Below are 26782 nucleotides of genomic sequence, written 5' to 3' on the forward strand. Positions count from 1 at the left end.
GAGGTACCAGGCTACGGCCCGGCCACCCGCTGCGAACTCCAGGTCAGCAGCCGCTCCAGCGGGCCCCGGCCCAGCCGCCACCGCCACACCGACGCCAGCAGCAGGGCGGTCAAGGTGAAGCGCAGCCAGGTCACCCAGTCGTCGGAGGAGTCGACGTCCAGCGCCGCGATGGCGACGAGCTGCGCGGTGTAGACCGACAACGCCAGCGCGCCCACCGAGGCCAGGGGGTACGTCAGCCGGGGCAGCAGGTCGGCGACGACCAGGCACGCCCCGATGACGACCACCGCGACCCCGCCGGAGCCGACCACCTCGAACGTCGTCGACGTGTGCGGCTGGGCGCCGGCGAACCAGGCCGCGTCCCACGGGCCGGAGGCGCCGAAGCCGGCCTCGATCCCGTTCAGGTCCTGCCCCGGCGCCAGCTGCCGGGTGCTCAGCCAGCCGCCGAGGTAGCCCAGCGCCGCGGCGCCGGTCCCGCCGGCGACCAGGACCGCACGCACCCGGGCCGCCCCCAGGTCCAGCCGGCCGACCGCGAGCCCGACCAGCACGAAGGCCACCCAGACCGCGGCCGGGTAGTAGCCCGTGAAGAACAGGAAGGCGAAGGCCCCGCCCTCCCCGTCGCGCTCGGTGGCGTACTGCCCGACCGCGAGGGTGAGCGGCGGCCCGGCCAGGGCGACGACGCCCGCCGCGGTGAGCAGCCGCGCCGGGGGCCAGCGCAGGAAGGGCAGCGCCAGGACGAAGAGCACCGCGTACACGCCGAGGATCACCGCGACGAAGGTGTCGAGCAGCTCCAGGACGCCGCCGATCGCGAAGACCCACGCCGCGCGGACCAGCACGCGGGTGCGCGCCCGGGCCAGCTCGCGGCCGGTGTACGGGGTGCGTCCGCCCGAGATCAGCGCGATGGAGACCCCGGCCAGCGTGGCGAAGAGGATCGACGACCGGCCGTCGACCAGCGCCTTCCAGGTCGCCGGGTCCCAGCCCAGCTCGCCCGTGTCGCCCAGGTGCGCGCCGAACATCCCCAGGACGGCGAGGCCGCGCGCGAGGTCGAGGCCGCCGATGCGCCGTCCGCCTGCGGTCCCCCGCGACGGACGTGCGGCGACGCGATCGACGTCGTCCCGCTGCGCCGTCATGGGGCTACCAGCCGCGGGTGGCGTACCGCTCGCTCTGCGGCAGCGTGGCCACGTCGATGCCGACCATCGGCTCGCCCAGCCCGCGGGAGACCTTGGCGATCACGTCGGGGTCGTCGGAGAAGGTGGTCGCCTGCACGATGGCCGCGGCCCGCTGCGCGGGGTCGCCGGACTTGAAGATGCCCGAGCCGACGAACACGCCCTCGGCTCCCAGCTGCACCATCATCGCGGCGTCCGCGGGGGTGGCGATGCCGCCGGCGGTGAAGAGCACGACCGGCAGCTTGCCCAGGCGGGCGACCTCGGCCACCAGGTCGTACGGCGCGCGCAGCTCCTTGGCGGCGACGAACAGCTCGGTCGCGTCCAGGGTGCCCAGCCGGCGGATGCCCGCGCGGATGGCGCGCATGTGCCGCACGGCCTCGACGACGTTGCCGGTGCCGGCCTCGCCCTTGGATCGGATCATCGCCGCGCCCTCGGCGATCCGCCGCAGTGCCTCGCCGAGGTCGGTGGCGCCGCAGACGAACGGCACGGTGAACTCGCTCTTGGCGATGTGGTGCGCCTCGTCGGCCGGGGTGAGCACCTCGGACTCGTCGATGTAGTCCACCCCGAGGCTCTGCAGCACCTGGGCCTCGACGAAGTGCCCGATCCGGGCCTTGGCCATGACCGGGATGGAGACCGCGTCGATGATGTCCTGGACCATGTCCGGGTCGCTCATCCGCGCGATGCCGCCCTGGGCGCGGATGTCGGCGGGGACCCGCTCGAGGGCCATGACCGCGACCGCGCCGGCGTCCTCGGCGATGCGGGCCTGCTCGGGGGTGACGACGTCCATGATGACGCCGCCCTTGAGCTGCTCGGCCATGCCGCGCTTGACGGCCTCGGTGCCGGTGGTGCTGGGGACGGTCGTGCTGTGCTCTGCCACGGGGACTGCCTCGGTCTCGGACGTCGGGGAGGGGCCCCCGATGCTACGGGCGCGCGCGGCCGCCCCCGGCGGCGCTGCCGGTGACCTCGCGCAGGTCGTCCTCGATGTCGAAGAACCGCGGCACCGGACGGGAGGCGTGCAGCCGCAGCAGGACCGGCAGCCGCCGAGTGCGCAGCGCGGAGGTGTCGCGGACGGCGTCGTTGTAGAAGCGCCGGGCCAGGCCGATGCGGATCGCCGTCCCCGCCAGGTCGGCGCGCAGCCCGGACGGCACACCCGGCAGGTCGTCGGGGAGCTCCCGCAGCTCGCGGCCCAGGGCGTTCTCCGCCAGCTCGCGGTCACCGGTCCGCGGGGCGCGGACCTCGCGGACGCACGCCCGCAACCGGGCGGCGCGCTCCTCCCCGACCGCGGCGGCGTGGTGGCGGGCCAGCTCCTCGGCCAGCTCGGCGCGCCGCGTCAGCTGGGTCTCCAGGGCGGTCCAGGCCCGCTCGACGCGCGCCTCCAGCCGGCCCAGCCGGGTGAGCGTCCACGTCACCCAGGCCGCCAGCAGCAGGACGACGGCGGCGGTGAGCAGCAGCCAGACGTCGGGGGTCACGACGGGTCAGGCTAGCGCTGCACCCACCGCCGCAGGGCCGACCGGGTCGGGACGTCACCCGGGACGGTGGCCAGGTCGGCCGGGTCGTCGTCCGACGCGGTGACCGCGCCGCTGCCGGGCAGCACGACGGTCTCGTAGACCGCCAGCACGCGGCGGGCCACCACCGACCAGTCGTACCCCGCGGCGACCCGCCGGCCGGTGTCGGACAGCCGCGCCCGGCGCTCGGGGTCGGCGAGCAGGTCGGACAGGGCGCGGGCGAGGCCGCGGGCGTCGCCGCGGCGCACCAGCACCCCGGCCGCGCCGTCCTCCAGCACGGCGGCGAAGGCGTCGAGGTCGCTGGCCACGATCGGCGCCCCGGCGGCCATGGCCTCGATGAGGACGATCCCGAAGGACTCCCCCAGCAGGTTGGGGGCGCAGTACACGTCCACCGACCGCAGGAACGCCCCCTTCTCCGCCTCGCTGAGCTCGCCGAGCAGCGACACGTGCGGGGCGAGGTCGTCCCCGACCAGCTCCCGGACGGCCTCGGGGTCACCGCGGCCGGCGATGAGCAGCTGCGCGCCGGGGTGCCGGCGGACGACGGTGCGCATGGCCTCCAGCAGCACCGGCAGGCCCTTGCGCGGCTCGTCGTAGCGGCCGAGGAAGCCGATGGTCGGCCCGTCGACGCCGCGCGTGTGGCCGGGCAGCGAGGGCCCCTCCGCGAAGGGCGCCACGTGCACGCCGTTGGGGATGATCACCGCGTCGCCGCCGAGGTGCTCGACCTGCACCCGGCGGGCGAAGTCCGACACCGCGATGCGCCCGGAGATCTTCTCCAGCCACGGGCGGATGAGGGGCCCGACGGCAGCCAGCCACTTGGAGCGGGTCGTGGCGGCGTGGTGGGTGGCCACGACGGGGCCGGTGGCGACCATGCAGACGACCAGGGAGACCGAGGGCGTCGCCGGCTCGTGCACGTGCACGACGTCGAAGTGGCCCTCCCGCAGCCAGCGGCGCACCCGGGTGGCGCTGACCGGCCCGAGCTGCAGGCTGGCCATCGAGCCGTTGTACGGCACCGGAACGGCGCGCCCGGCCCAGGTCGCGTGCTCGGCCGGGAGTGACTCCTCCCGCTCCGCGGGGGTCAGCACCTCGACGTGGTGGCCCAGGCCGCGCAGCGTCTCGGCGAGGTCGCGCACGTGGTACTGCACGCCGCCGGGGGTGTCCCACGGGTAGGGGCAGACCAGCCCGATGCGCATCAGCCGCGCTCCTGCCGGGGCGGGTCGGGCGGGACGTCGTCCCAGATGCGGCCGAGGACGTGCCAGTCCTCGGGGCGCTCGGCGATGCCGGCGGTGAACGCGTCGGCCACGCCCTGCATCGCGGCGGGCACCCGGTCGCGGAGCCGGCCGGGTCCGTCGACCGGCACCTCGGGCCGGACCTCGAAGGCCCAGCCGCGGTCGGTGAACCGGCAGATCGCGGGGTGCAGCGCGGCGCCGGTCCGGGCCGCCAGCAGTGCGGGCCCACCCGGCATGGTCGCCCGCCGGCCGAAGAAGTCCACCGGGACCCCGCCCGCGCCCAGGTCGCGGTCGACCAGCAGGCAGACCCAGCCGCCGCCGTCCAGCCACTCGGCGAGCACCGCCGAGCTCGGCCGCGGCCCCCCGGTGAGCGGGACGACGCGCATGCCCAGCGTCTCCCGGAACGCCAGGAACCGCCGGTAGAGCGACTCCGGCCGCAGCCGCTCGGCCACCGTCATGAAGGGCCCGCCCAGGAAGTCCACCAGCCACACGCCGGCGGCGTCCCAGTTGCCGCTGTGAGGCAGCGCGAAGACCACGCCGCGGCCGTCGGCCCGGGCCCGCTCCATGTGCTCCACACCGGAGCTCACGGTGTCGGCCACGATCCGCTCCCGGGACAGCCGCGGCAGCCGGAACGCCTCCTGCCAGTAGCGGGCGTAGGAGCGCATGCCGCGTGTGGTGAGCTCGTCGAGCGCGGCCTCGTCGAGCCGGCCGCCGGTGGCGACGCGGAGGTTGGCGCGCAGCTGCCGCACCCCGCGGCCCTCGCGCGCGGCCGCCCAGCGACCGGCGGCGTCGAAGGCGCCCCGGGCCACCGGCTCGGGCAGCGCCTGCACCGCGCTCCAGCCGGCGGCGTAGCCGAGGTCGGTGAGCCGTGCCGCGGCGCGGCCGCGCAGCCCCGGATCGCCCGGGACCAGCCGCAGCCCGGGCGCGCTCAGGGGTGCCGTCCCTGCGTCCGCCTCGGGGGCGTCGGTCACAGCAGCAGGCCCGGGGACGGCGGGGTCGACGGCGGTCGGGTCGGCAGGGCCCGGCCGCGGGCCTGCCGGTGGACGGTGGCGAACCGCTGGGCGACGGTGACCGCGCTGCCCACCGTGAGCACCCACAGCGCGACGTGCAGCGCGTACGGGATGCCCAGGCCCAGGAAGCCGGTGCCGACCAGCACGAGGATCAGCCGCTCGGTGCGCTCCACGACCCCGACGTCGCAGTTGAGCCCCATGCCCTCGGCGCGGGCCTTGACGTAGGAGGTGAGCAGGCCGAGCACCAGGCACAGCAGCGCCAGCAGCACGATGAGTCGGTTGTCGCCGGCCCCGGAGAACCACCAGACCAGCGCGCCGAAGATCGCAGCGTCGGCCGCGCGGTCGCCGGTGGAGTCCAGCACCGCACCGAACACCGAGCCGCCGCCGCGGGCCCGGGCCAGCGCGCCGTCGAGCATGTCGAGCAGCACGAAGACGGTGACGGTGAAGGCGCCCCAGAACAGCTGCCCGGTCGCGATCAGGCCCACGGCGCCGGCGATCGCGCCGAGCGTGCCGACCAGCGTGACCGCGTCGGGGGTGACCCCGGCCCGGGCGAGCCGGGCCACGACCGGCGCCCAGAACCGGCCCACCGCAGCGCGCGCGTTGCCGCCGAGCACCTCAGGCCTCCGGGACGCGCCGGCCGTCCGGCCAGTGCTGGGCCAGCAGCTCCCGGGTCTCGCGCAGCACCTGCGGCAGCACGCGGGTCAGCCCGATGACCGGCATGAAGTTGGTGTCCCCGCCCCACCGCGGCACCGCGTGCTGGTGCAGGTGGTCGGCGATGCCGGCGCCGGCGACCGAGCCCTGGTTCATGCCGATGTTGAAGCCGTGCGCCCCGGACACCGCGCGCACGACCCGCATGGCCGTCTGCGTGAACTCCCCGAGCTCGGCGACCTCGGCCGCCGTCAGGTCGGTGTAGTCGGGCACGTGCCGGTAGGGCACGAGCATCAGGTGCCCGGCGTTGTACGGGTACAGGTTGAGGACGGCGAAGACGTGCTCGCCGCGCGCGACGACGAGCCCCTCTTCGTCGTCCATCTGCGGGATCAGGCAGAACGGGCAGTCGTGCGCTCCGGTGGGCTTGCCCTCGCCGCGGATGTAGGCCATCCGGTATGGGGTCCACAGGTGCTCGAAGACCGTGGCCGGGCCGCCGTCGTCACTGGAGACGGCGATCCGGGAGGCCTCCTCCGAGTCGGTGCTCATCCGGCCACCGTCAGCCCCGGCCCGAGGGCCTCGGCGGTGGGGTCGGTGTTGGCCCGGCCGGCGACCCACTCGGCGATCGCGGCGACGGCCTTCTCGACGGGGACGCCGTTGTGCTGGCTGCCGTCGCGGAAGCGGAAGGAGACCGCGCCGGCCTCGGCGTCGGTCGCCCCGGCGATGAGCACGAAGGGGATCCTCTGCTTGCTCGCGGTGCGGATCTTCTTCTGCATGCGGTCGTCGGAGTCGTCGACCTCCACGCGGATGCCGCGAGCGCGCAGCTGCAGGGCCACGTCGCGCAGGTAGCCGACCTGCTCGTCGGTGACGGGGATGCCCACGACCTGCACCGGCGCCAGCCAGGCCGGGAAGGCGCCGGCGTAGTGCTCGGTGAGGACGCCGAAGAACCGCTCCATGGAGCCGAACAGCGCGCGGTGGATCATCACCGGCCGCTGCCGGGTGCCGTCCGCCGCGGTGTACTCCAGGCCGAAGCGCTCGGGGAGCATGAGGTCGACCTGGATGGTCGACATCTGCCAGGTGCGGCCGATCGCGTCGCGCGCCTGCACCGAGATCTTGGGCGCGTAGAAGGCCGCTCCCCCGGGGTCCAGGACCAGGTCCAGCCCGCTGGCCTCGGCCGCCTCCCGCAGGGCGTCGGTGGCCCGCTCCCAGTCCTCGTCGCTGCCGATGGACTTCTCGGGGTTGCGGGTCGACAGCTCCAGGTAGAAGTCCTCGAGGCCGTAGTCGGCCAGCAGGTCGAGGACGAACTGCAGCAGCGAGCGGATCTCCCCCTGCATCTGCTCCGGCGTGCAGTAGATGTGCGCGTCGTCCTGGGTGAACCCGCGGGCCCGGGTCAGCCCGTGGACCACGCCGGACTTCTCGTACCGGTACACCGTGCCGAACTCGAACAGCCGCAGCGGGAGCTCCTTGTACGAGCGGCCGCGGGAGCGGAAGACGAGGTTGTGCACCGGACAGTTCATCGGCTTGAGGTAGTAGTCCTGCCCCTGCCGCCGCACCTTGCCCTCGGCGTCGCGTTCCTCGTCCAGGTGCATCGCCGGGTACATCCCCTCGGCGTACCACTCCAGGTGCCCCGAGGTCTGGAACAACTGGCCCTTGGTGATGTGCGGGGTGTTGACGAAGGAGTAGCCCGCCTCCTCGTGGCGGCGGCGGCTGTAGTCCTCCATCTCCCGGCGGACGACCCCGCCCTTGGGGTGGAAGACGGCCAGGCCCGAGCCGATCTCGTCGGGGAAGCTGAACAGGTCCAGCTCGGCGCCGAGGCGCCGGTGGTCGCGCCGCTCGGCCTCGGCCACCTGCTCCAGGTGGGCCTTGTGCGCCTCCCTGCTCTCCCACGCGGTGCCGTAGACGCGCTGCAGCTGCGGGTTCTTCTCGCTGCCCCGCCAGTAGGCGGCCGCCGACCGCGTGAGGGAGAAGGCCGGGATGTTCGAGGTGCGCGGCAGGTGCGGGCCGCGGCACAGGTCAGTCCACACCCGGTCGCCGGAGCGCGGGTCGAGGTTGTCGTACATGGTCAGCTGCGCGCCGCCCACCTCGACGTCCGCGCCCTCGGCCGCCTCGCCGGCTCCGCCCTTGAGGCCGATCAGCTCGAGCTTGAACGGCTCGTGCGCCAGCTCGGCCTGCGCGTCGGCGTCGCTGATTTCGCGGCGGGAGAAGTACTGGCCGGCCTTGACGATCTCCTGCATCCGCTTCTCGAGGGCCTCGAGGTCCTCGGGGGTGAAGGGCCGCTCGGGGGCGAAGTCGTAGTAGAAGCCGTTCTCCACCGGCGGCCCGATGCCCAGCCGGGTACCCGGGAAGAGGTCCTGCACGGCCTGGGCCAGCACGTGCGCGGTCGAGTGCCGGATCACCGCTCGGCCCTCGGGGCTGGCGGCGGGCACCGGCTCGACCTCGGCGTCGGCCTCGGGGGCCCAGGCGAGGTCCTTGAGGTCACCGGTCGCCAGGTCCCGGACGACGACCGCGCCGTCCGGCCCCTTGAGCGGGGTGCCGGCCGCCTTGAGCGCGTCCTGGGCCGTCGTCCCGGCCGGCACCCGGATCGAGGCGGTGGCGGCGAGGGCGGGCGCGGCTGACACGGGAGCTCCTGCGGGGTCGGCGATGGGGTGGGCGGGAGAGGACACCGAGCCTAGTGCGCGGCGCGGGTCACCCCGGGACGCCGCCCGACCGGTTCAGGACGGCAGGACCTCGACGCGGTCCCCGACCCGCACCGTCCCGGGCCGCCGCACCTCGGCGTAGACCCCGAGGCAGTGCTTGGGCGTGCGGGTGACCGACACCTCGACCTCGCCGAGGCGCACCGTGCGCCCGACCCACGTCCGCTCGTCCTCGCCCTCGGGCAGGTCCAGCAGCAGGTTGGCGCGCGGGTCGTCGGCCGAGCAGCCCTCGGGGACGTCGCCCGCCGCGGCGCGGGCCACGGCCGCCCGGCTGACCAGGTGCACCGCGGCGGCGTCCACCTGCGGCTGCCCCGACCGCCGCAGGCGCACCGGCCGGCCCAGCACCTCGGTCAGCGTGATCGTGTCGGCCTCGTCGTCCCCGGTGGCGACGACCTCGGCCATCTGCGGGCAGGTCTTGACCGTCACCCGCTCCCCCGTCGTGGCGTCGACGACGGTCCAGGCGCGGTCACCGGCCAGCCCCGCCGGCCCGACCTCGGCCTCCCGCACGGTGCGCCCGCCGAGGCTCTTCACCGGGTAGACGCTCACCTGCACGACGCTGCCCGCTGCGGTCACGAGGCGACCGTACGTGGATCGGTCGTGGCGGGCGGCCGGCGGCGCAGGCGGCGGCGCTGGGCGTCCAGGTAGGGCCGGGCCCGGCGCTGGCCGCCCTCGCGGTCGATGGCCTCCCGCAGCGCGTCCAGCGCCCGGGCCAGCCGCTCGGCGTCGGGCTGCCAGCCGCGCCGCTCGCACTCCTCGAGCCAGTCGACCGGCGCGCGGTGTCCGCGCTCGGCGTTGCAGCGGCGACAGGCGGCGACCTCGTTGGCCAGCCACGACGGGCCGCCCTTGAGCCGGGGGACGACGTGCTCGGTGGTCGGGGGGACCAGTCCGCCGAGGACGCGGCCGCACCAGATGCAGGTGTCGCCGTCGCGCGCCATCGCCTCGGTCAGCCGCTCGGCGCGCCCCGGCGTGCGGGAGCGGACCGGCTCGGGCGGGGCGGGCGGCCGGCGGCGGGACACCCCGGCCATGGTCCTCCTCGCCGCCGTCCTGCGCCGGACGCGTGGGCCGGGGACTCGGTCGCGGTGGCGTCCGGCCACCCGGCACCGGCGGGGCGGGCAGCTGTGCGACCCGGGCGGTGTGCCGCCGGCCGAGCACCCGCTCGGCGACGTCGTCCTCGGTCAGTGGCCGGCCGAGGGTGTCGTCGCCGCCCTCGGCATCCGGGGCCTCGGTGTACCAGCGCTGCGACCCGGGCCCGGAGGCACGGTCGGCGGGGTCGGAGACCACGGCGGACGCCGCGTCGAGGGTCACGTCGGCGTCGAGTGCCAGGTCCAGCTCCACGACGGCGCGCAGGGTGTATCGGTCCGTAACGGCCACTGCCGGCCCCGCGCCGGGGCGGCGTCCGGGCCGGCGTCATCCGGGCCGTCCGTCGGCCACCGCCGCATCGCGCCAGGACGGCGCGCCGTCCACCGATGGGAAACGGGAGCGACCAGGGTCTGTCGGACGACATCCAGCACCGGCGCACGGCCGCCGGACCGGACCACACGCGGAGGAGCACACATGGGCGTGATCAGGGTGCACGAGTTCACCACCGTCGACGGGGTCGTCGACGCCCCGATGTGGACGATGGACTACGGCTTCCCCGACGACCTGGCCGCGGCGATCGGCGCGCTCACGGCCCCGGCGCAGGGCATCCTGCTCGGCCGGACCACCTTCGAGATGTTCGCGCCGGCGTGGTCGACCCGGACGGTCGAGGACGACCCCGGCGCGCCGTTCTTCAACGACACGACCAAGTACGTCGTCTCCTCGACGCTGACCGACGCCGAGTCGGTGTGGCGCAACTCCACCGCCGTCGGCGGCTACGACGCCGACCGGGTGCGCGAGCTCAAGGCGCAGGGCGACCTCTACGTGAGCGGCAGCGCCACGCTCGTGCGGGCGCTGCTCGCCGACGGCCTGGTCGACGAGCTGCACCTGTACGTCTACCCGGTCGCCGTCGGCACCGGCATCCGGCTGTTCCCGGACGGCGCACCGCGGACGCCGCTGTCGCTGCTCGGCGCCGAGAGCCTGAGCAACGGGGTCGTCCACCTGACGTACGGCCCGGCCGCGGCCTGACCCACCGACGACGAGAGGCCCGGGCCGACCGGCCCGGGCCTCTCGCTGGTGGGCGATACTGGGTTCGAACCAGTGACCTCTTCGGTGTGAACGAAGCGCTCTACCACTGAGCCAATCGCCCCTGCGGCAGTCATTCTGCCAGACGCTCAGCGCCAGAGTGGCACCCACCCCGGCACCCAGTCGGGGACGCCCATGACGTGCAGCACGACCACCAGGACGCCGTAGACGAAGACGGCGGTGGCCAGCGCGACCGCGGCCCGCACCCAGACCCGCTGCCGGCCCAGCCAGTCGGTCCACGCCCGGACGTGCCGCCGCGTGAAGTCCAGCAGCCGCTCCGCCCAGGTGAACTCGGTGGCCAGCAGGAAGAGCCCGGCGATGACGGTGAGCCAGCCCGGCCCGGGCAGCGGGATGGTGACCAGCCCGAAGGCCACGACGAGGCCGCCGAGGGCGCCCACGACCAGGCGGTAGCCGTGGTCGAGGGGACGGCGGGCGGCCAGGCGCTGCCGCCAGTGCGTGGCGGCGACGCGCTCCCGCAGTCTGCGGTGGCTGTGCTCGGGGTGGGCCCGCCGCGCACCGGACGCCGGGGCACTGCTCTGACCCGCGGCGGACGAGGCCACCGTCTCCGGACCGTTCAGCTGGGCACCTCCCCGGACGCCACGATCGCGCTCGGCTCCGGCGGAGCCTGCCGGCCGGGCTCGAGGCTCACCGCGTAGCCGGTGTACCCGTCCAGCCCGGACGCCCCGGAGCCTACGGTCCAGAGGGCCGGCTGCGGGGACGTGACGTCGAAGGTGCCGAGCGGTGTGGCCGAGCCCGCGCTGGTCCCCCACACCACGTAGGTCTGGTCCTGCACGTCGTTGGGTGCCAGGCCCCGGGAGACCACCTGCACCTGGTCGTCGCGGGCGACGACGGTGGCGACAGTCGTCCCGTTGGCCGACATCGGCGCGATCGTCGCCTGGCCGGGGGTCAGCAGCGACTCCAGCAGCTGGGCCTGCTCGGCGGCCGTCGCCTGCGCCTCCTCCCGCGCCGAGCTGAGCACCACGTTCCAGGTGCCCAGGGCCAGGATCGCCGCGACCGCGGCCGCCACGAGGGCGTTGGGCAGCACCCGGCGCCAGCTGGGCTGCGGCACCGCCGGGCCCAGCGGGAGCGGAGCCCGGTGCGACCCCGACAGCCGGCCCTCGGGCCGGCGTCCGGGAGCAGGGGCGTCCGCGGCGACGGGCGGCAGCGGCCGCGCCGTCCGCTCGCCGTCCCCGGCCGGGCGGGGCAGCTGCTCGGTCTCCTCCACTGCGGCCCGCAGCCGGTCGCGCAGCCGCTGCGGAGGGTCCGCGGGCGGCAGGTCGCCGGCCAGGGCGCCCATGACGTCGGCGGTCTCGGCCACCGTCTGCCGGCACCGGGGGCAGGTGGGCAGGTGGGCGACGAAGAGCTCCTCGTCCTCCGGCTCGAGCGCGTGCAGCACCCATCCGACGGCGAGCTCGTCGAAGGACTCGTGCTGCCCGCGACGCGGGTCCTGGGGCGCGCTCACCGGCTCGTCCCGTCCACCGGCGCGGACTCGCCGACCGCGCCGCCCCGGGCGACACCCGCGGCGCCGCCGAGCTCCTCCCGGAGCCGGCGCATCCCGGCGAGCATGCGCGTCTTCACCGTGCCCAGCGGCGTGCTGGTCAACGCCGCGACCTCCCGCTGTGTGTAGCCGCCGTAGTAGGCCAGGGTGAGTGCCTCCCGCTGGGGAGCCGGCAGTGCGCTCAACGCGCCGCGCACCTGCTCGGACACCACCCTGCTCCAGGCCTCGTCCTCCACGTCCCGTGACGACGTCGGGGTGGAGAGGACCAGGTCCTCCTCCGCTCGCGTCTGCCTGCGGCGGTGCGACTCCTCCCGGCGGACGGCGTCGACGGCCTTGTGGTGCACCATCGCGAGGAGCCAGGAGGAGAAGGAGCCGCGGGCGGCGTCGAAGGCCCCCGGGTCCCGCCAGACGCTGAGGAACACGTCCTGCACCACGTCCTCGGCCAGGACGTCGTCGGCGAGGATCCGCCGCGCGAGCGCGAAGGCCGGGCGGCTGTACCGGTCGTACAGCTCGTCGACGGCACTCCTGTCGCCTGCGCGGATGCGCAGGACCAGGTCGGCGCCCGCCGGGCCGTCCCCGACACGCCGTCCCGGACTGCTCACGAGGCCCATCGTCACACGTGGTCTTCGCGACAGGCGGGCGACGCGGTTCAGGTGCATCCGGAAGGGGCACTCAGGAGGTCGACGCGCCCGGAGAGCCCCGGGCGTCACCTCGGTCAGGGAAGGTCGTTGTTGGAGACATGATCAACCGCGCCACGCCCGGGTACACGTGTCCGACGACGCTGCACCTGGTCGGCCCGCAGTCGTGGACCGAGGTCCCCGCGCTGCTGAGCTACGAGATCCGCGACCCCTTCGCCGTGCGGATCACCTTCGGCGACCACGCCGAGGAGGACGGCATCTCCTGGCTCGTGGGTCGCGACCTGCTCCACGCCGGCCTCGACCAGCCGGCGGGCGAGGGGGACGTGCGGCTGTGGCCGTCACGGACGTCGGGCGACGTCCTCTTCCTGCACCTGCGCGCACCCTCGGGTGAGGCGCTGTTCGAGGTCTCCCGCGGCACGGTCGCCGGGTTCCTGCAGCTGACCGCCAGCGTCGTCCCTTTCGGCGAGGAGTCCTCGGTCCTCCAGGTGGACGGCGAGCTGGCCGCCCTGCTGTCCAACGGCGGTGCCGACCCCACGGGTAGGTGACCTCCGGGGGGGACCCGCCGTGAACCCCCCTCCGGCGGTCGGGTATCGTTCTCCCTGCACGACAGCAACGCGGACGTGGCTCAGTTGGTAGAGCATCACCTTGCCAAGGTGAGGGTCGCGGGTTCGAATCCCGTCGTCCGCTCGGAACCTCGGGCGCTGGTCGCGAGACCGGCGCCCGCGTGCGGTGGAGTGGCCGAGAGGCGAGGCAACGGCCTGCAAAGCCGTCTACACGGGTTCAAATCCCGTCTCCACCTCGGCCTCCGCCGGGTGCGGTGGAGCGGACCGGCCGGCAGGCCGGATCGGGCGATTGGCTCAGTGGTAGAGCGCTACCTTGACACGGTAGAGGTCACTGGTTCGAACCCAGTATCGCCCACAGACAGGGGAGGCCCGGGTCCCGCGGACCCGGGCCTCGCTGCACTCCGGGCGCCGACCGCCTGCTCCGACCTCGGCCGCGACTCCTCCCCATCCGGCTCGGGGCGCCGGCAGGCCACCGGGACCAGCGGATCACGGGGCTCGCGGCAAGTGCGCCGTCAGCCGAGGACGGGCGCCACGCGCTCGGCCCAGAAGCGGTCCACCTGCGCCTCCAGGTCCTCGACGCTGCCGCTGTTGTCCAGCACGACGTCGGCCACGGCGCGGCGCTGCTCGTCGCTGGCCTGCGCGGCGATCCGGGCGCGGGCGTCGTCCTCGGCCAGCCCCCGGCCGACGAGCCGCCGCACCCGGGTGTCCAGGTCGGCCTCCACGACGAGCACCAGGTCGTACGAGCCGGCCTGACCGGTCTCGACGAGCAGCGGCACGTCCTGCACCACCACCGCGTCCGGCGGCGCAGCGGCGACCAGCTCGGTGGCCCGCGCCCGGACGAGCGGGTGCACGATGCCGTCCAGCCGGCGGCGGGCGTCGGGGTCGGCGAACACGACCGCGGCCAGGGCCGGACGGTCCAGGGCGCCCTCGGGGGTGAGCACCTCCTGGCCGAACGCCGCGACGACGGCCTCGAGACCCGGCGTCCCCGGCTCGACGACCTCGCGGGCGATGCGGTCGGCGTCCACGATCCGCGCGCCGCGGGCGGCGAGCAGCCCGGCCACGGTGCTCTTGCCCGATCCGATCCCGCCGGTCAGCCCGATCCGCAGCACACACGAACAGTAGCCAGCGGCCGGGGAACGGTCACGGACGGGTAACACCCGCTCGCCCCGCCCGGCGCGTCGCTCCAGTCACACGCGTCCCATCGGCAACTCTCTCCCCGGCGATCTTCCCCGCCCAGAGAGGCAGAACCGACCATGTCCCGTCCCGCGCACGCCGCCCCCTCGTCGACCCCCGCCGCCACCCGGCGCGGCCCCGGTCGGCACCGGCTCGACCGCCCGGCCGGCGTGCGGTGCACGGACCTGCCGATGGTCCGCGAGCGGCTGGACCGCGCCGGCGCCGCCCGCCCTCGCAACGCGTTCATGCGCTGGCTGTCGGCGACCGCCCCGGCCGGCCGGCACACCTGGCAGTTCCTCGCCACCAGCGGCGGCCGTCCGCGCACCGCGTTCGCGATCATCCTCAGCCTCTGAGCAAGGGCCCTCCTGCCCCCCGCCGTGGGAGGACCCCGTCCTCCTCACCGCTCGCACGCTCGCGGCGAGCCTCTGGACGAGGCCTGCGGCGGGGCCCCTGCAGGAGGGCCACCCCGGACGGGAGGCCCCGGGACGCGTCCTCGGGGCCTCTCCACGTCCCTCTTCGGGGATGGGAGGGACGACCGAGGCCCGGGACCCCGCGGGGTCCCGGGCCTCGGCCTCAGGTGGTGCTGTTCAGCTGTGCTGAGCGGGGATCACTCGCCGCCGGCCAGCTTGGCCCGCAGCGCGGCGAGCGCCTCGTCGCTGGCGAGCGTCCCGCCGGAGGTGTCGCCGCTGGCCTCGACCTCGCCGCCGCTGGAGTAGTTGCCACCGGCCGCGGCCTCGGCATCGGCCTCCTTGGCCGCCGCGATCTGCTTGCGGTGCGCCTCGTAGCGGGCCTGGGCCTCGGCGTACTGCCGCTCCCACGTCTCGCGGGCCTCGTCGTAGCCCTCGAGCCACTCGCCGGTCTCGGCGTCGAAGCCCTCGGGGTAGATGTAGTTGCCCTGCTCGTCGTAGGACGCGGACATGCCGTAGGCGGCCGGGTCGAAGGTGTCCTCGTCGCCGACGACGCCCTCGTTTGCCTGCTTGAGCGACAGCGAGATCCGACGGCGGTCGAGGTCGATGTCGATGACCTTGACCAGGATCTCGTCGCCGACCTGCACGACCTGCTCGGGGATCTCCACGTGGCGCTCGGCCAGCTCGGAGATGTGCACCAGACCCTCGATGCCCTCGTCGACGCGGACGAACGCACCGAAGGGCACCAGCTTGGTGACCTTGCCGGGCACGACCTGGCCGATCTGGTGGGTCCGGGCGAACTGACGCCACGGGTCCTCCTGCGTCGCCTTCAGCGACAGCGAGACCCGTTCCCGGTCCAGGTCGACGTCGAGGACCTCGACGGTGACCTCCTGGCCGACCTCGACGACCTCGGACGGGTGGTCGATGTGCTTCCAGGACAGCTCGGAGACGTGCACCAGGCCGTCGACCCCACCCAGGTCCACGAACGCGCCGAAGTTGACGATCGAGGAGACGACGCCGGTGCGGACCTGGCCCTTGGCGAGCTTGTTGAGGAACTCGCTGCGGACCTCGGACTGGGTCTGCTCCAGCCACTGCCGGCGGGAGAGGACGACGTTGTTGCGGTTCTTGTCGAGCTCGATGATCTTGGCCTCGAGCTCGCGGCCCACGTAGGGCTGCAGGTCGCGCACGCGGCGCATCTCGACCAGCGAGGCGGGGAGGAACCCGCGCAGGCCGATGTCGAGGATGAGGCCACCCTTGACGACCTCGATGACGGTGCCGGTGACGACCTCGTCGGCTTCCTTCTTCGCCTCGATCGTGCCCCAGGCGCGCTCGTACTGGGCGCGCTTCTTGGACAGGATCAGGCGGCCTTCCTTGTCCTCCTTCTGGAGGACGAGGGCTTCCACCTCGTCGCCGACGCTGACGACCTCGTTGGGGTCGACGTCATGCTTGATGGACAGCTCGCGCGAGGGGATGACGCCCTCGGTCTTGTAGCCGATGTCCAGCAGCACCTCGTCCCGGTCGACCTTGACGATGACGCCTTCGACGATGTCGCCGTCGTTGAAGTACTTGATCGTCTGGTCGATGGCGGCGAGGAAGTCCTCGGCGGTGCCGATGTCGTTGACGGCGACCTGGGGGGTGCTGTTAGGACGGACCTGGGTGGAGGTCATGTGGTCGAGTGCTCCGGACGGGGGATGCGTAGGGACAGGACGACCCGCGGCCGGGTGACCGCGGGGAGCGGGGAGAGCCGGCGCGCGCCGATCCCCTGGTGGGCTCAGCACTGACAGACCTCTGGCGCACCACCATGGTACGGAGCCGGGGACCAGCCGGTCCACCTGGGTCGAGCACCGCTCCGGGCACCGCGGCGTGTCACGATCGGCGTGTCATGGACACCCCGGCAGCTCCCCCGCCCGACCTGCTCCTCGCTGACGACGGCTACCCGGCGCCGAGCGGGGTCGCCCGCCGGCCGGCAGGGACGGCGGAGTCGGTCCGGGCCAACCGGCGCTGGTGGGACGCGGCGGCGCCGGCCTACCTCGCCGAGCACGGCGGCGACCTGGGGGACGTCGACTTCCTGTGGTGCCCCGAGGGCCTGCGCGAGGCCGAGGCGCACCTGCTCGGGGAGGTCGCCGGCCGCCGGGTGCTCGAGGTCGGCTGCGGGTCCGCGCCGTGCTCGCGGTGGCTGCGCCGCGAGGGGGCCGACGTCGTGGCGCTCGACCTCTCCGGCGGGATGCTGGCCCGCGCCGCCGAGCTCAACCGCGCCACCGGCATCGACGTCCCGCTGCTGCAGGCCGACGTCGGGGCGCTGCCGCTGACCTCGGCGAGCGTGGACGTGGCCTGCTCGGCGTTCGGTGGGCTGCCCTTCGTCGCCGACGTCGAGGCGGCGCTGGCGGAGGTGGCCCGCGTGCTGCGTCCGGGCGGGCGGTTCGTCGCCTCGGTGAACCACCCGATGCGCTGGCCGCTGCCCGACTCCCCCGACCCGGAGGACCTGCGGGTCGTGTCCTCCTACTTCGACCGGACGCCGTACGTGGAGACCGACGAGGACGGCCGGGCCGTCTACGTCGAGCACCACCGCACGGTCGGCGACTGGGTGCGCGCCGTCGTCGGGGCGGGGCTGGTCCTCGACGACCTGCTCGAGCCGGAGTGGACGCCGGGCCGTACGCAGCAGTGGGGGCAGTGGTCCCCCGCCCGCGGCGCCCTGGTCCCCGGCACCCTCGTGCTGGTCTGCCGCAAGCCCGCCTGACCGCCCGCACCCGAACGCTCCACCTCAGGTCGAGGATGAGGCTGCTCCGGGGTGACGGACGGGTGGCCGACGCGGTGGACCACCGCCGTGCAGGTCGTCTTCCTGCCCCACCCCGAGGTCGCCGTGGTGCCCGACGTGCCGGTCCCCCAGCGGGGCCTGTCCGTCGCGGCCGCACCCGTCTCGAGCGCGCGCTGGCCGAGCCGTGGCTGCGGGACCTGACCGGGGGTCGTCTCGAGCGCCGAGCGGAAGACCGGGAGACCGCCGAGTTCCTCCCTGCGGCGGTGCGACGTCCCGTCACCGTCGACGAGGACCTGGGCGCAAACGACCGGTCCGCGACCGGGTACCTGCCGCCGGCCGAGTTCGAGGCGGTGGCCGACGGGTTCTTCGCGCGACCCCCTGACAGCGTCCGCGGGTGGGAGCGCGCGGTCGACGCGCAGCGTCGCGTCGTGGCCGCAGTCGAGCGGGCCGTGGCCGCGGCCGACGGCGACCCGGTCGTCGTGTCGCACGGCGGTGTCGGCGCGCTGCTCCTGTGCCACCTCCTCGGCGTCCCCGTCGACCGCCGCTACGACCAGCCGGGTCAGGGCAGCTGGTTCCGCTTCGACCCCGGGACGGGGCACGTGCCGCACGCCTGGCGCCGCCTCGGTGAGGCCTCCGGCCCGGGCAGGCGCGCGGACGAGGCGCCACGCAGCTGGACGTCTCCTGACCTCGGGTAGGCCGACGGCGGACTCAGTGGGCGGCCTCGTCCCAGGTCCGGCCGAAGCCGACCGAGACCTCCAACGGCACCGAGAGCTGCGCGGCACCGGCCATCTCGCGGCGCACCAGGGTCTCCAGCGCCTCCCGCTCCCCGGGCGCCACCTCGAGCACGAGCTCGTCGTGCACCTGCAGCAGCATCCGCGAGCGCAGCCCCTCGTCGGCGATGGCCTGCTCCACCCGCAGCATGGCCACCTTGATGACGTCGGCCGCCGACCCCTGGATGGGGGCGTTGAGCGCCATCCGCTCGGCCATCTGGCGCCGCTGCCCGTTGTCGCTGGTGAGGTCGGGCAGGTAGCGGCGGCGGCCCAGCGTCGTCTCGGTGTAGCCGGTCTGCCGGGCGTCGTCGACCACGCCGTCGAGGTACTCCCGGATCCCGCCGAAGCGCTCGAAGTAGGCGTGCATCTGCTCGCGCGCCTCCTCGACGGAGATGCGCAGCTGCCCGGCCAGTCCGTAGGCCGACAGCCCGTAGGCCAGGCCGTAGCTCATCGCCTTGATCCGGCGGCGCATCTCCGGGTCGACGTCCTCGATCGGGATGTCGTACGCCCGGGAGGCGACGAAGGAGTGCAGGTCCTCCCCCGACGTGAAGGCCTCGATGAGCCCCGCGTCGCCGGAGAGGTGCGCCATGATCCGCATCTCGATCTGGCTGTAGTCCGCTGTCATCAGCGACTCGTGGCCGGAGCCGACGACGAACGCCTGCCGGATCCGCCGGCCCTCCGCGGTGCGGATCGGGATGTTCTGCAGGTTCGGGTCGATCGAGGACAGCCGGCCGGTGGCGGCGATCGTCTGCTGGAACGTCGTGTGGATCCGCCCGCCGTCGTCGACCATGGGGATCAGGCCGTCGATGACGGTGCGCAGCCGGGTGACGTCGCGGTGCCGGAGCAGGTGCTCGAGGAACGGGTGGCCGGTCTGCGCCAGCAGGTTGGTCAGTGCCTCGGCGTCGGTCGTGTAGCCGGACTTGATCTTCTTGGTCTTGGGCAGGCCCAGCTCGTCGAAGAGCACCGCCTGCAGCTGCTTGGGCGAGCCGAGGTTCACCTCGCGGCCGATGACCGCGTAGGCCTCGGCGGCCGCGGCGGCCACGCCGTCGGCGAACTCGCGCTGCAGCTCGTGCAGGAAGTCCAGGTCGGCGGCGATGCCGCGCTGCTCCATGCGGGCGAGCACGAAGGTGAGCGGCAGCTCGATCCCGCCGAGCAGGGCGTCGCCGCCGCGCTGGCCGAGCAGGGAATCCAGCGCGTCGGAGAGGTCGTTGACCGCGACGGCCTTGAGGACGTCGGCGTGCGCGGCCTCGCGGGCGAGGTCCTCCTCCGACGGCCCCATCCCGTCGAGGGTCAGCTGGGTCTCCTCGGCGGCGGAGTCCTTCAGCTCGCGGCGCAGGTACCGGACGGCGAGGTCGGCCAGGTCGAAGGAGCGCTGCCCGGGCAGCGCCAGGTAGGCAGCCAGCGCCGTGTCGCTGACGACGCCGGCGAGGTCCCAGCCGCGTGCCCAGACGGCCAGCAGCGGGCCCTTGACCTCGTGCACGACCTTTTGTGCGTCCGGGTCGGCCAGCCAGTCGGCCAGCGCCTGCTCGTCGACGGCGTCGAGGCCGGGGCCCAGGTCGACGAAGGTGGCGTGGTCGTCGCCGCCAGCGAGCGCGATGCCGGTCAGCTCACCGGTGCCCCGGCCCCACGTGCCCCGGAAGATGATGCCGGTGCGGCTGGTGCGCGCGTGCTGGTCCAGCCAGGCGCCCAGCCCGCCGGCGGGCACCTCGTCGTCGGCGACGTCGAAGCCGCCCTCGGCCTCCGGCTCGGCGCTGGTGAGCGTGGCGAAGAGCCGGTCGCGCAGCACCCGGAACTGCAGGTTGTCGAAGAGGGTGTGCACCTCGTTGCGGTCCCAGGCGCGAACGGCGAGGTCCGCCGGGCCGAGCTCCAGCGGCACGGCACGGTCGAGCTCGGTCAGCCGCCGGTTCTGCAGCACCGAGGACAGGTGCTCGCGCAGCTTCTCGCCGACCTTGCCCTTCACGGTGTCGACCTGGTCGACCAGGGCGTCGAGCGAGCCGTACTCCCGGACCCACTTGGCCGCCGTCTTCTCCCCGACGCTCGGGATGCTCGGCAGGTTGTCGCTGGGGTCGCCCCGCAGTGCCGCGAAGTCGGGGTACTGCGCCGGCGACAGGCCGTACTTGGCCTCGACCTCCTCCGGCGTGAACCGGGTCAGGTCGGAGACGCCCTTGCGCGGGTAGAGCACGGTGACGTGCTCGTTGACCAGCTGCAGGGCGTCGCGGTCGCCGGTGCAGATGAGCACGTCCATGCCCTGCTCGACGGCCGCCACGGTGAGGGTGGCGATGACGTCGTCGGCCTCGTAGCCCTCGGCGGTGATGACCGGGACGTGCAGTGCGGCCAGCACCTCCTGGATGAGGCTGACCTGACCGCGGAAGTCGGTCGGGCTCTCGCTGCGGTTGGCCTTGTACTCCGCGTAGATCTCGTTGCGGAAGGTCTTGCGGCCCACGTCGAAGGCGACCGCCACGTGCGTCGGCTGCTCGTCGCGGAGCACGTTGATCAGCATCGAGGTGAAGCCGTAGACCGCGTTGGTCGGCTGCCCGGTCGTCGTCGAGAAGTTCTCGACCGGCAGGGCGAAGAAGGCGCGGTAGGCCAGCGAGTGCCCGTCGAGCAGCAGCAGCCGCGGGCGGCCCCCCGGGTCGGTGGGGGCGGTGGGCGCTGAGGTGGCAACCGGAGCGGACATCGCCGCCGATCCTAGAAGGACCCCCTTCCTCCCCTCCCCTCGCGAGCTCGGGGTGGGCCCGGGAAGGGGGCCGTTCCAGTACGTCACCGGGCTCGCGGCGGGACCTGCGGTGGGGCCGTCGCGCGGGCGCTGGCTACGGTGCCGGGGTGACCGTGGACCGCCCCGCCTGGCTCGACGCCGGGCAGATGAGCCCGCTGGACGACAAGCTGGGCATCCGGATCACCGACTTCGACCCCGACCACGTGGTCGCGACGATGCCGGTCGACGGCAACCAGCAGCCGTTCGGGCTGCTGCACGGTGGGGCGACCTGCTCGCTGGTCGAGACCGTCGGGTCCTGGGCCGCGGCGCTGGGCGCCGGCCCGGACCGGCAGGCCGTCGGGGTCGAGCTGAACGTGAGCTACCTGAGGGCGGCCACCGAGGGCGTCGTCACCGCCGTCGCCACGCCGGTCCGCCGTGGCCGGACGCTGGCCACCTTCACCATCGAGGTCACCGACGAGCAGGGCCGCGGAACCGCCACCGCCCGCCTCACCTGCATGCTGCTGGCGGCTTGATCGGCCCTCCTGCAGGGTCCCGCCGCGAGCCTGCGAGTGGCGGGGGCAGAAGGGGCCTTTTTCAGCCGTCGGCGGCGTCGAGCAGCGGCAACAGCCGGGCCTGCGCACGACGGCGCAACGGCGGACGACGCGGCACCGGGACGGTCCCCCGCCGCGCTGCCAGGCGGCGAGCGTCCGCGCGAGGGTCTCCCGCGGCACGATCCGCCGGGTGGTCAGCGGCGCGAACCCCATCCGCGCGAAGAACCGCTGCCGCTCGGCCTCGTGCCCGCCGACGGCGTCGACGACGTGCGCGGCACCCACCGAAGACGCGTACGCCACCGCGGCCGCGAGCAGCGCCGCACCGGCGCCGCACCGGAGGTGGTCGCGGTGGACGACGAGGTCGTCGACGGTCACCTGCGGCAGGCCGAGGACCACCGACAGCGGGTCGACGCCGAGCACGGCCAGGCCCACGGTCACCTCCCCGCTGCCCGCACCGCCGTCCGGGGCGTTCGGGCCGGGCAGCACGGCGAGCACCACGCGGTGCGCCGGGTCGGCGAGCAGCCGGCGGAAGCCGGCGGCGGCCGCGGACCCGGGTCTGACCGGTCAGCACCCCCTCGGCGTGCGCCTCGGCGCGGTGCTGGCGCACCAGGGTGAGGACGGCGGGCAGGTCAGCGGGACGCGCGGCGCGCGTCGTGACGCGGCACCGGGAACCGGGAACCGACACCGGGCCTCCCTGGACGGTGGCCGGAGCGTGCACCCGACGACCCGGTGATCACGACGGCGCGCCGCCCGTGGGACGGGCGGGACGGGTGCGGCGTGTCGCGGACAGGTAACAGCTGGGCGGCGAGGACGTCGAACCGCAACACCGCTGGGTTACCGTCCCCCGTCATGCACAGAGCCAGGGAGGTCGAGTGACGCACGCGCCAGGCCGTGTACCGGGACGCGGTGCACCCAGGGGACCCGCCCCTGCCCGGCACCGGTCCGCACGGGGATCCCGTGCAACCGGTGGCCGGATGCTGCTCCGTCTGCTCCTGCTGACCGTCCTCGGCGGCCTCGCCCTCACGCTGGCACCCGGCGCCGCGTCGGCACAGACCGAGCCCGCGGGCACCGAGCAGGTGTCGGGCACCCTGCGGACCAACGCCAGCGGGCCGATCGAGGGCGTGGAGGTGGTCGTCACGACCGCCGACGGCGCCGAGGTCGAGACCGCGGAGACCGACGAGAACGGCCAGTGGGCGGTGCCGCTGCCCGGTCCGGGTCAGTACACCGTCACCATCGACGCCGAGGACCTGCCCGAGGGCGTGGTGCTCACCGGGGAGAACACACGCACCGTCACCGTCGACGCCGGCCGCAACCAGGGCGTGATCATCGCGCTCAGCGACGGCAGCCGGGAGGCCGGCGGCGGCACGGTCCGCTGGGTCCAGCTGCTCGTCGAGGGCCTGCGCTTCGGCCTGCTGATCGCCATGGCGGCGGTCGGACTCTCACTGATCTTCGGCACCACCGGACTGACCAACTTCGCGCACGGCGAGCTCGTCACCATCGGCGCGATCGCCGCGTGGTTCATCAACGTCCAGGGCGGCGTACCGCTGGTCCCGGCCGCACTGATCGCCATGGTGATCGGTGCGGGGGTCGGGGCGCTCAACGAGCTGGCGATCTGGCGGCCGCTGCGCCGGCGCGGCACCGGTCTGGTCGCCGCGCTGGTCATCTCGATCGGCCTGTCGCTGCTGCTGCGCTACCTGTACCAGATCATCTTCGGCGGCGGCTCGGAGGCCTACGCCGACTACCGGGGCCAGCGGGCGGTCGACTACGGCGCGTTCACCATGACGAACGCCGACCTGTCGTCGATCGTCATCGCGCTGGTCGTCCTGCTGCTGGTGGCGGTCATGCTGCAGCGCACCAAGATCGGCAAGGCGATGCGGGCGGTCGCCGACAACCGCGACCTCGCGGCGTCCTCGGGCATCAACGTCAACCGGGTGATCCTGGTGGTCTGGATGATGGGCGGCGCGCTCGCGGCCCTCGGCGGCGTCCTGCTCGGCCTCTCCGACGAGGTGCAGTGGGACATGGGTTTCCGGCTGCTGCTGCTCATGTTCGCCGGGGTCACCCTCGGCGGTCTCGGCACCGCCTACGGCGCCCTCGTGGGCAGCATCGTGGTGGGTGTCTTCGTCCAGATGTCGACGCTGGTCATCCCGAACGACGTCAAGTACGTCGGCGGGCTGCTCCTGCTGATCGTCATCCTGATCGTGCGGCCGCAGGGCATCCTCGGCAGCCGGGTGAGAGTGGGCTGAACGATGGGTGAGCTGGTCGACGCCCTGGCCGTCGCGCTCAAGGCCGGCCTGGGCTTCCAGGCCGTCTTCCTCGCGCTGCTGGCCATCGGCATCAACGTGCAGTTCGGCTACGCCGGGCTGCTGAACTTCGGGCAGATCGCCTTCGCGATGCTCGGCGGCTACGGCATCGCCATCTCGGTGAGCCAGTGGGGCCTCGACTTCTGGGTGGGCGTGGCCGTCGGGATCCTCGCCGCCGTCGTCCTCGCGCTGCTGCTGGGTCTGCCGACCCTGCGGCTGCGTGCCGACTACCTGGCCATCGCGACGATCGCGGCGGCCGAGGGGCTGCGGCTGCTGTTCCGCTCGGTGTCGGCGACCCCCGTTACCAACGGCACCCGCGGGCTGTCCGGCTTCAATGCCGACTTCGTGGCCCTGGCGCCGTGGGACACCGCCCGCCGCTACGGCATCCTCGGCACCCAGTGGAGCGGCGCCGAGCTGTGGGTGACCGTGGTCGGGTGGGTCCTCGTCGCGCTGTCCTGCTTGCTCATCTGGCTGCTGATGCGCAGCCCCTGGGGCCGGGTGGTGAAGTCCATCCGCGAGGACGAGGACGCCGTGCGTTCGCTCGGTAAGAACGTCTACGTCTACAAGATGCAGGCACTGGTCCTCGGCGGTGTGCTCGGCGCCCTGGGCGGCATGGTGTATGCCCTCGGCACCGCGTCGGCCAACCCCGACCAGTACCAGAACGCCAACACCTTCCTGGCCTACGCGGCGCTGATCCTCGGCGGCGCGGCCCGCGTCCTCGGTCCGGTCGTTGGCTCGATGCTGATGTTCTTCATCATCCAGTTCGCCGACACCGGCCTGCGTACGCTGATCGGCAACGGGGTCATCCCCGAGGACCTGCTCTCGGCGACCGACGTGGCTCAGCTCCGGTTCGTGCTGATCGGGCTCGGACTCATGCTGCTGCTGGTCTTCCGACCGCAGGGCATCTTCGGTGACCGACGAGAGGTGATGCTCGATGCCCGCTGACCAGAGCCCCGGCCAGCCGGCCTCGCACGGCGCGACGGCCTCCTCCGGCGCGGCCCCGGGCGCCTCCGCCCCGGAGCACGCCTGGCGGACGGGTGACGAGCCCCGCCGGGTGGCCCAGGCGGCGCTCAAGGACCTGTCGTGGGAGGTCGGGGTGGCCAAGCCCGACCCGGCCATCGTCGTCGACGGGGTCACCCGCACCTTCGGCGGCCTCACCGCGGTGTCGGTGGACCACCTCGAGGTGCAGCGCGGCGGGATTACCGGCCTGATCGGCCCCAACGGCGCCGGCAAGACCACGCTGTTCAACCTGCTGACGGGCTTCGACCAGCCCAACACCGGCTCGTGGTCGTTCGACGGCCGTCCGCTGGGCAAGCTGGCACCGCACCAGGTGGCCCGGCTGGGTGTCGTCCGCACCTTCCAGCTGACCAAGGCGCTGTCCCGGCTCACCGTGCTGCAGAACATGCTGCTCGGTGCGCAGGGGCAGAAGGGCGAGAGCTTCCTGCGCGCCCTGGTGCCCGGCACCTGGCGGGCGCAGGAGCGGGCCAACACCGAGAAGGCGATGGAGCTGCTCACCCGGTTCAAGCTGGACCGGAAGAAGGACGACTTCGCCGGCACGCTCTCCGGCGGCCAGCGCAAGCTGCTGGAGATGGCCCGCGCGCTCATGAGCGACCCGAAGGTCGTCATGCTCGACGAGCCGATGGCCGGCGTGAACCCGGCCCTCACCCAGAGCCTGCTCGGGCACGTCAAGGACCTGCGCGAGCAGGGCATGACGGTCGTCTTCGTCGAGCACGACATGGACGTCGTCCGGGACATCAGCGACTGGGTCGTGGTCATGGCCGCCGGCAAGGTCATCGCGGAGGGCCCGCCGGAGTCGATCAGCCAGAACCAGGCGGTCGTCGACGCCTACCTCGGCGCCCACCACGACGCCCCGCTCACCGTCGAGGAGGAGGACCGCGTCCTCGCCGAGGCCGAGGCGGCCATCGCCCGCGAGGAGAACGCCGACGGCGACGTCATCGGCTCCGAGACCCGACGCCAGGAGGACCGATGAGCACCATGGACGACCCGGCCATGGAGGACCCGATGTTCCAGGTCGGGCACTCCGACGGCGGCACCCCCGACCAGCGGGCGATCGCCGGGGAGATGTCCCGGGCCGAGCGGGCCGCCACCCGCGAGGAGCACGCGCGGCTCGCCGAGGGCGCGCTGGTGCGGGCCGACGAGCTGGTCGCCGGGTACGTGCCCGGCGTCAACATCCTCAACGGCTGCGACTTCTACCTGCAGGACGGTGAGCTGGTCGGCATCATCGGCCCCAACGGCGCCGGCAAGTCCACGCTGCTCAAGACCCTGTTCGGGCTCATCCCGGTGCGCTCCGGCACGGTCAGCCTCCGCGGCGAGGACATCACGTCCGCGCCGGCCCACCGGCTGGTCTCCCTCGGCGTCGGCTACGTGCCGCAGAACAACAACGTGTTCCCCTCCCTCACCATCGAGGAGAACATGCAGATGGGCGCCTACCTGCGGCCGAAGGTCTTCCGCGAGCGCTTCGACTACGTGGCCGACCTGTTCCCCATGCTCGGGGAGCGGCGCAAGATCAAGGCCGGGTCGCTGTCCGGCGGTGAGCGGCAGATGGTGGCCATGGGCCGGGCGCTGATGATGGAGCCGTCCGTCCTGCTGCTCGACGAGCCGTCGGCCGGCCTCTCCCCCGCCTACCAGGACGAGGTGTTCATCCGCTGCCGGCGGATCAACGCCACCGGCGTCTCGATCATCATGGTCGAGCAGAACGCCCGCCGGTGCCTGCAGATCTGCGACCGCGGCTACGTCCTCGACCAGGGCCGCAACGCCTACACCGACACCGGCGAGTCGCTGATGCACGACCCCAAGGTCATCGAGCTCTACCTGGGGACGCTGGCCAAGGCGCACTGAAGGAGGGCCACCCTTCCCCCCGTGCCTCGGAGAAGGACCCCGTCCTCCCCACCCCTCGCAGGCTCGGGGAGGGACCCGGGACGGGGCCGGCGGGTCCCTGAAGGGTGGCTGTTCCGGTAGCTCACCACGACGGCGCCGGTCCCCTGCTGGGGGCCGGCGCCGTCGTGC

Annotated in this window: 27 protein-coding genes, 4 tRNA genes and 1 pseudogene; 14 read left to right on the forward strand and 18 right to left on the reverse strand. The window is 74.0% G+C overall.

The annotated features are described in order from the left end of the window. Positions 1–11: 11 nt before the first annotated feature. The 10 genes from GOBS_RS15550 to GOBS_RS15595 form a co-directional block, all read right to left on the reverse strand. Positions 12–1127: a heparan-alpha-glucosaminide N-acetyltransferase domain-containing protein gene (locus tag GOBS_RS15550; RefSeq protein ID WP_012949217.1), complete on the reverse strand. Its 1116-nt coding sequence runs from the start codon at positions 1125–1127 to the stop codon at positions 12–14. Positions 1128–1131: 4 nt separating this feature from the next. Continuing rightward, positions 1132–2040, reverse strand: coding sequence for a pyridoxal 5'-phosphate synthase lyase subunit PdxS (gene pdxS, locus GOBS_RS15555; protein ID WP_012949218.1), 909 nt, complete (start codon positions 2038–2040; stop codon positions 1132–1134). Between the two features lie 43 nt (positions 2041–2083). Beyond that, the gene (locus GOBS_RS15560; RefSeq protein WP_012949219.1) at positions 2084–2632 is read right to left on the reverse strand and encodes a LemA family protein; all 549 of its coding nucleotides are present in this window, start codon (positions 2630–2632) and stop codon (positions 2084–2086) included. 11 nt (positions 2633–2643) lie between these two features. After that, positions 2644–3858, reverse strand: coding sequence for a glycosyltransferase family 4 protein (locus GOBS_RS15565; RefSeq protein ID WP_012949220.1), 1215 nt, complete (start codon positions 3856–3858; stop codon positions 2644–2646). Continuing rightward, positions 3858–4865, reverse strand: coding sequence for a phosphatidylinositol mannoside acyltransferase (locus tag GOBS_RS15570; RefSeq protein ID WP_012949221.1), 1008 nt, complete (start codon positions 4863–4865; stop codon positions 3858–3860). Before GOBS_RS15570 ends, GOBS_RS15565 begins: the two co-directional genes overlap by 1 nt. After that, positions 4862–5518 (reverse strand): phosphatidylinositol phosphate synthase, encoded by a 657-nt coding sequence (pgsA, locus tag GOBS_RS15575; protein WP_012949222.1) that lies wholly within the window; start codon positions 5516–5518, stop codon positions 4862–4864. Before pgsA ends, GOBS_RS15570 begins: the two co-directional genes overlap by 4 nt. A 1-nt stretch (position 5519) precedes the next feature. Continuing rightward, a complete protein-coding gene (locus tag GOBS_RS15580; RefSeq protein WP_012949223.1) occupies positions 5520–6098 on the reverse strand; it encodes an HIT family protein in 579 nt (192 codons plus the stop codon). Beyond that, complete coding sequence (gene thrS, locus GOBS_RS15585; protein ID WP_012949224.1) at positions 6095–8167, reverse strand: threonine--tRNA ligase; 2073 nt, start codon at positions 8165–8167, stop codon at positions 6095–6097. Before thrS ends, GOBS_RS15580 begins: the two co-directional genes overlap by 4 nt. Positions 8168–8260: 93 nt before the next feature. Then, positions 8261–8815: an MOSC N-terminal beta barrel domain-containing protein gene (locus GOBS_RS15590; protein WP_012949225.1), complete on the reverse strand. Its 555-nt coding sequence runs from the start codon at positions 8813–8815 to the stop codon at positions 8261–8263. Further along, complete coding sequence (locus tag GOBS_RS15595; protein WP_012949226.1) at positions 8812–9267, reverse strand: HNH endonuclease; 456 nt, start codon at positions 9265–9267, stop codon at positions 8812–8814. Before GOBS_RS15595 ends, GOBS_RS15590 begins: the two co-directional genes overlap by 4 nt. 529 nt (positions 9268–9796) lie before the next feature. On the opposite strand from GOBS_RS15595, the gene GOBS_RS15600 reads away from it, so the two are divergent. Continuing rightward, positions 9797–10348: a dihydrofolate reductase family protein gene (locus tag GOBS_RS15600; protein WP_012949227.1), complete on the forward strand. Its 552-nt coding sequence runs from the start codon at positions 9797–9799 to the stop codon at positions 10346–10348. Positions 10349–10394: 46 nt separating this feature from the next. On the opposite strand, the gene GOBS_RS15605 is transcribed toward GOBS_RS15600, so the two are convergent. From GOBS_RS15605 to GOBS_RS15620, 4 genes are all read right to left on the reverse strand, one after another. After that, positions 10395–10469, reverse strand: a tRNA-Val gene (locus tag GOBS_RS15605). A gap of 25 nt (positions 10470–10494) precedes the next feature. After that, positions 10495–10965, reverse strand: coding sequence for a TIGR02611 family protein (locus tag GOBS_RS15610; protein WP_012949228.1), 471 nt, complete (start codon positions 10963–10965; stop codon positions 10495–10497). A gap of 14 nt (positions 10966–10979) precedes the next feature. Further along, positions 10980–11867 (reverse strand): zf-HC2 domain-containing protein, encoded by an 888-nt coding sequence (locus GOBS_RS15615; RefSeq protein ID WP_012949229.1) that lies wholly within the window; start codon positions 11865–11867, stop codon positions 10980–10982. Then, positions 11864–12514 (reverse strand): sigma-70 family RNA polymerase sigma factor, encoded by a 651-nt coding sequence (locus GOBS_RS15620; protein ID WP_243697512.1) that lies wholly within the window; start codon positions 12512–12514, stop codon positions 11864–11866. The genes GOBS_RS15615 and GOBS_RS15620 overlap by 4 nt, the downstream gene beginning before the upstream one ends. 128 nt (positions 12515–12642) lie before the next feature. On the opposite strand from GOBS_RS15620, the gene GOBS_RS15625 reads away from it, so the two are divergent. The 4 genes from GOBS_RS15625 (at position 12643) to GOBS_RS15640 (ending at position 13459) form a co-directional block, all read left to right on the forward strand. Continuing rightward, entirely contained in the window at positions 12643–13086 is a 444-nt protein-coding gene (locus tag GOBS_RS15625) for an SsgA family sporulation/cell division regulator (RefSeq protein WP_012949231.1), read from the forward strand. A 69-nt stretch (positions 13087–13155) separates the two neighbouring features. Next, a tRNA-Gly gene (locus GOBS_RS15630) sits at positions 13156–13228 on the forward strand. A 41-nt stretch (positions 13229–13269) separates the two neighbouring features. After that, a tRNA-Cys gene (locus GOBS_RS15635) sits at positions 13270–13340 on the forward strand. A gap of 47 nt (positions 13341–13387) precedes the next feature. Beyond that, positions 13388–13459 (forward strand) — tRNA-Val (locus tag GOBS_RS15640). Between the two features lie 157 nt (positions 13460–13616). On the opposite strand, the gene coaE is transcribed toward GOBS_RS15640, so the two are convergent. Then, a complete protein-coding gene (coaE, locus tag GOBS_RS15645) occupies positions 13617–14213 on the reverse strand; it encodes a dephospho-CoA kinase (protein ID WP_012949232.1) in 597 nt (198 codons plus the stop codon). A gap of 144 nt (positions 14214–14357) precedes the next feature. On the opposite strand from coaE, the gene GOBS_RS15650 reads away from it, so the two are divergent. Beyond that, entirely contained in the window at positions 14358–14630 is a 273-nt protein-coding gene (locus GOBS_RS15650) for a hypothetical protein (protein WP_012949233.1), read from the forward strand. A 254-nt stretch (positions 14631–14884) separates the two neighbouring features. On the opposite strand, the gene rpsA is transcribed toward GOBS_RS15650, so the two are convergent. After that, positions 14885–16351: a 30S ribosomal protein S1 gene (rpsA, locus tag GOBS_RS15655; protein ID WP_012949234.1), complete on the reverse strand. Its 1467-nt coding sequence runs from the start codon at positions 16349–16351 to the stop codon at positions 14885–14887. A 215-nt stretch (positions 16352–16566) separates the two neighbouring features. On the opposite strand from rpsA, the gene GOBS_RS15660 reads away from it, so the two are divergent. Genes GOBS_RS15660 through GOBS_RS27595 form a run of 3 tightly spaced genes read left to right on the forward strand, consistent with a single transcriptional unit; the run spans position 16567 to position 18134 of the window. After that, the gene (locus tag GOBS_RS15660) at positions 16567–17421 is read left to right on the forward strand and encodes a class I SAM-dependent methyltransferase (protein WP_012949235.1); all 855 of its coding nucleotides are present in this window, start codon (positions 16567–16569) and stop codon (positions 17419–17421) included. 51 nt (positions 17422–17472) lie between these two features. Then, the gene (locus GOBS_RS27590) at positions 17473–17640 is read left to right on the forward strand and encodes a hypothetical protein (protein WP_166487420.1); all 168 of its coding nucleotides are present in this window, start codon (positions 17473–17475) and stop codon (positions 17638–17640) included. Further along, positions 17637–18134 (forward strand): histidine phosphatase family protein, encoded by a 498-nt coding sequence (locus GOBS_RS27595; protein WP_279432657.1) that lies wholly within the window; start codon positions 17637–17639, stop codon positions 18132–18134. The genes GOBS_RS27590 and GOBS_RS27595 overlap by 4 nt, the downstream gene beginning before the upstream one ends. Positions 18135–18147: 13 nt before the next feature. Here GOBS_RS27595 and polA read toward each other — a convergent pair whose 3' ends face one another. Next, positions 18148–20886 carry a DNA polymerase I gene (polA, locus tag GOBS_RS15670; RefSeq protein ID WP_012949236.1) on the reverse strand — a complete coding sequence of 913 codons (2739 nt, stop codon included), beginning with the start codon at positions 20884–20886 and terminating at the stop codon, positions 18148–18150. Positions 20887–21032: 146 nt separating this feature from the next. Between polA and GOBS_RS15675 the strand changes: the two genes are divergently transcribed. Then, the gene (locus GOBS_RS15675; protein WP_012949237.1) at positions 21033–21437 is read left to right on the forward strand and encodes a PaaI family thioesterase; all 405 of its coding nucleotides are present in this window, start codon (positions 21033–21035) and stop codon (positions 21435–21437) included. 234 nt (positions 21438–21671) lie between these two features. Here GOBS_RS15675 and GOBS_RS29775 read toward each other — a convergent pair. After that, a pseudogene (locus tag GOBS_RS29775) lies at positions 21672–21953 on the reverse strand (GNAT family N-acetyltransferase); the annotation flags it as partial. 476 nt (positions 21954–22429) lie between these two features. On the opposite strand from GOBS_RS29775, the gene GOBS_RS15685 reads away from it, so the two are divergent. From GOBS_RS15685 to GOBS_RS15700, 4 genes are read left to right on the forward strand one after another with little or no spacing between them, the layout of a single operon-like run. Then, entirely contained in the window at positions 22430–23698 is a 1269-nt protein-coding gene (locus tag GOBS_RS15685; protein WP_012949238.1) for a branched-chain amino acid ABC transporter permease, read from the forward strand. A 3-nt stretch (positions 23699–23701) separates the two neighbouring features. Then, a complete protein-coding gene (locus GOBS_RS15690) occupies positions 23702–24700 on the forward strand; it encodes a branched-chain amino acid ABC transporter permease (RefSeq protein ID WP_012949239.1) in 999 nt (332 codons plus the stop codon). After that, complete coding sequence (locus GOBS_RS15695; RefSeq protein WP_012949240.1) at positions 24690–25745, forward strand: ABC transporter ATP-binding protein; 1056 nt, start codon at positions 24690–24692, stop codon at positions 25743–25745. Before GOBS_RS15690 ends, GOBS_RS15695 begins: the two co-directional genes overlap by 11 nt. After that, the gene (locus tag GOBS_RS15700) at positions 25742–26614 is read left to right on the forward strand and encodes an ABC transporter ATP-binding protein (protein ID WP_012949241.1); all 873 of its coding nucleotides are present in this window, start codon (positions 25742–25744) and stop codon (positions 26612–26614) included. Before GOBS_RS15695 ends, GOBS_RS15700 begins: the two co-directional genes overlap by 4 nt. Positions 26615–26782 lie beyond the last annotated feature (168 nt).

This window comes from Geodermatophilus obscurus DSM 43160, from assembly GCF_000025345.1.
In the GTDB taxonomy this organism is placed as follows: Bacteria; Actinomycetota; Actinomycetes; order Mycobacteriales; family Geodermatophilaceae; genus Geodermatophilus; species Geodermatophilus obscurus.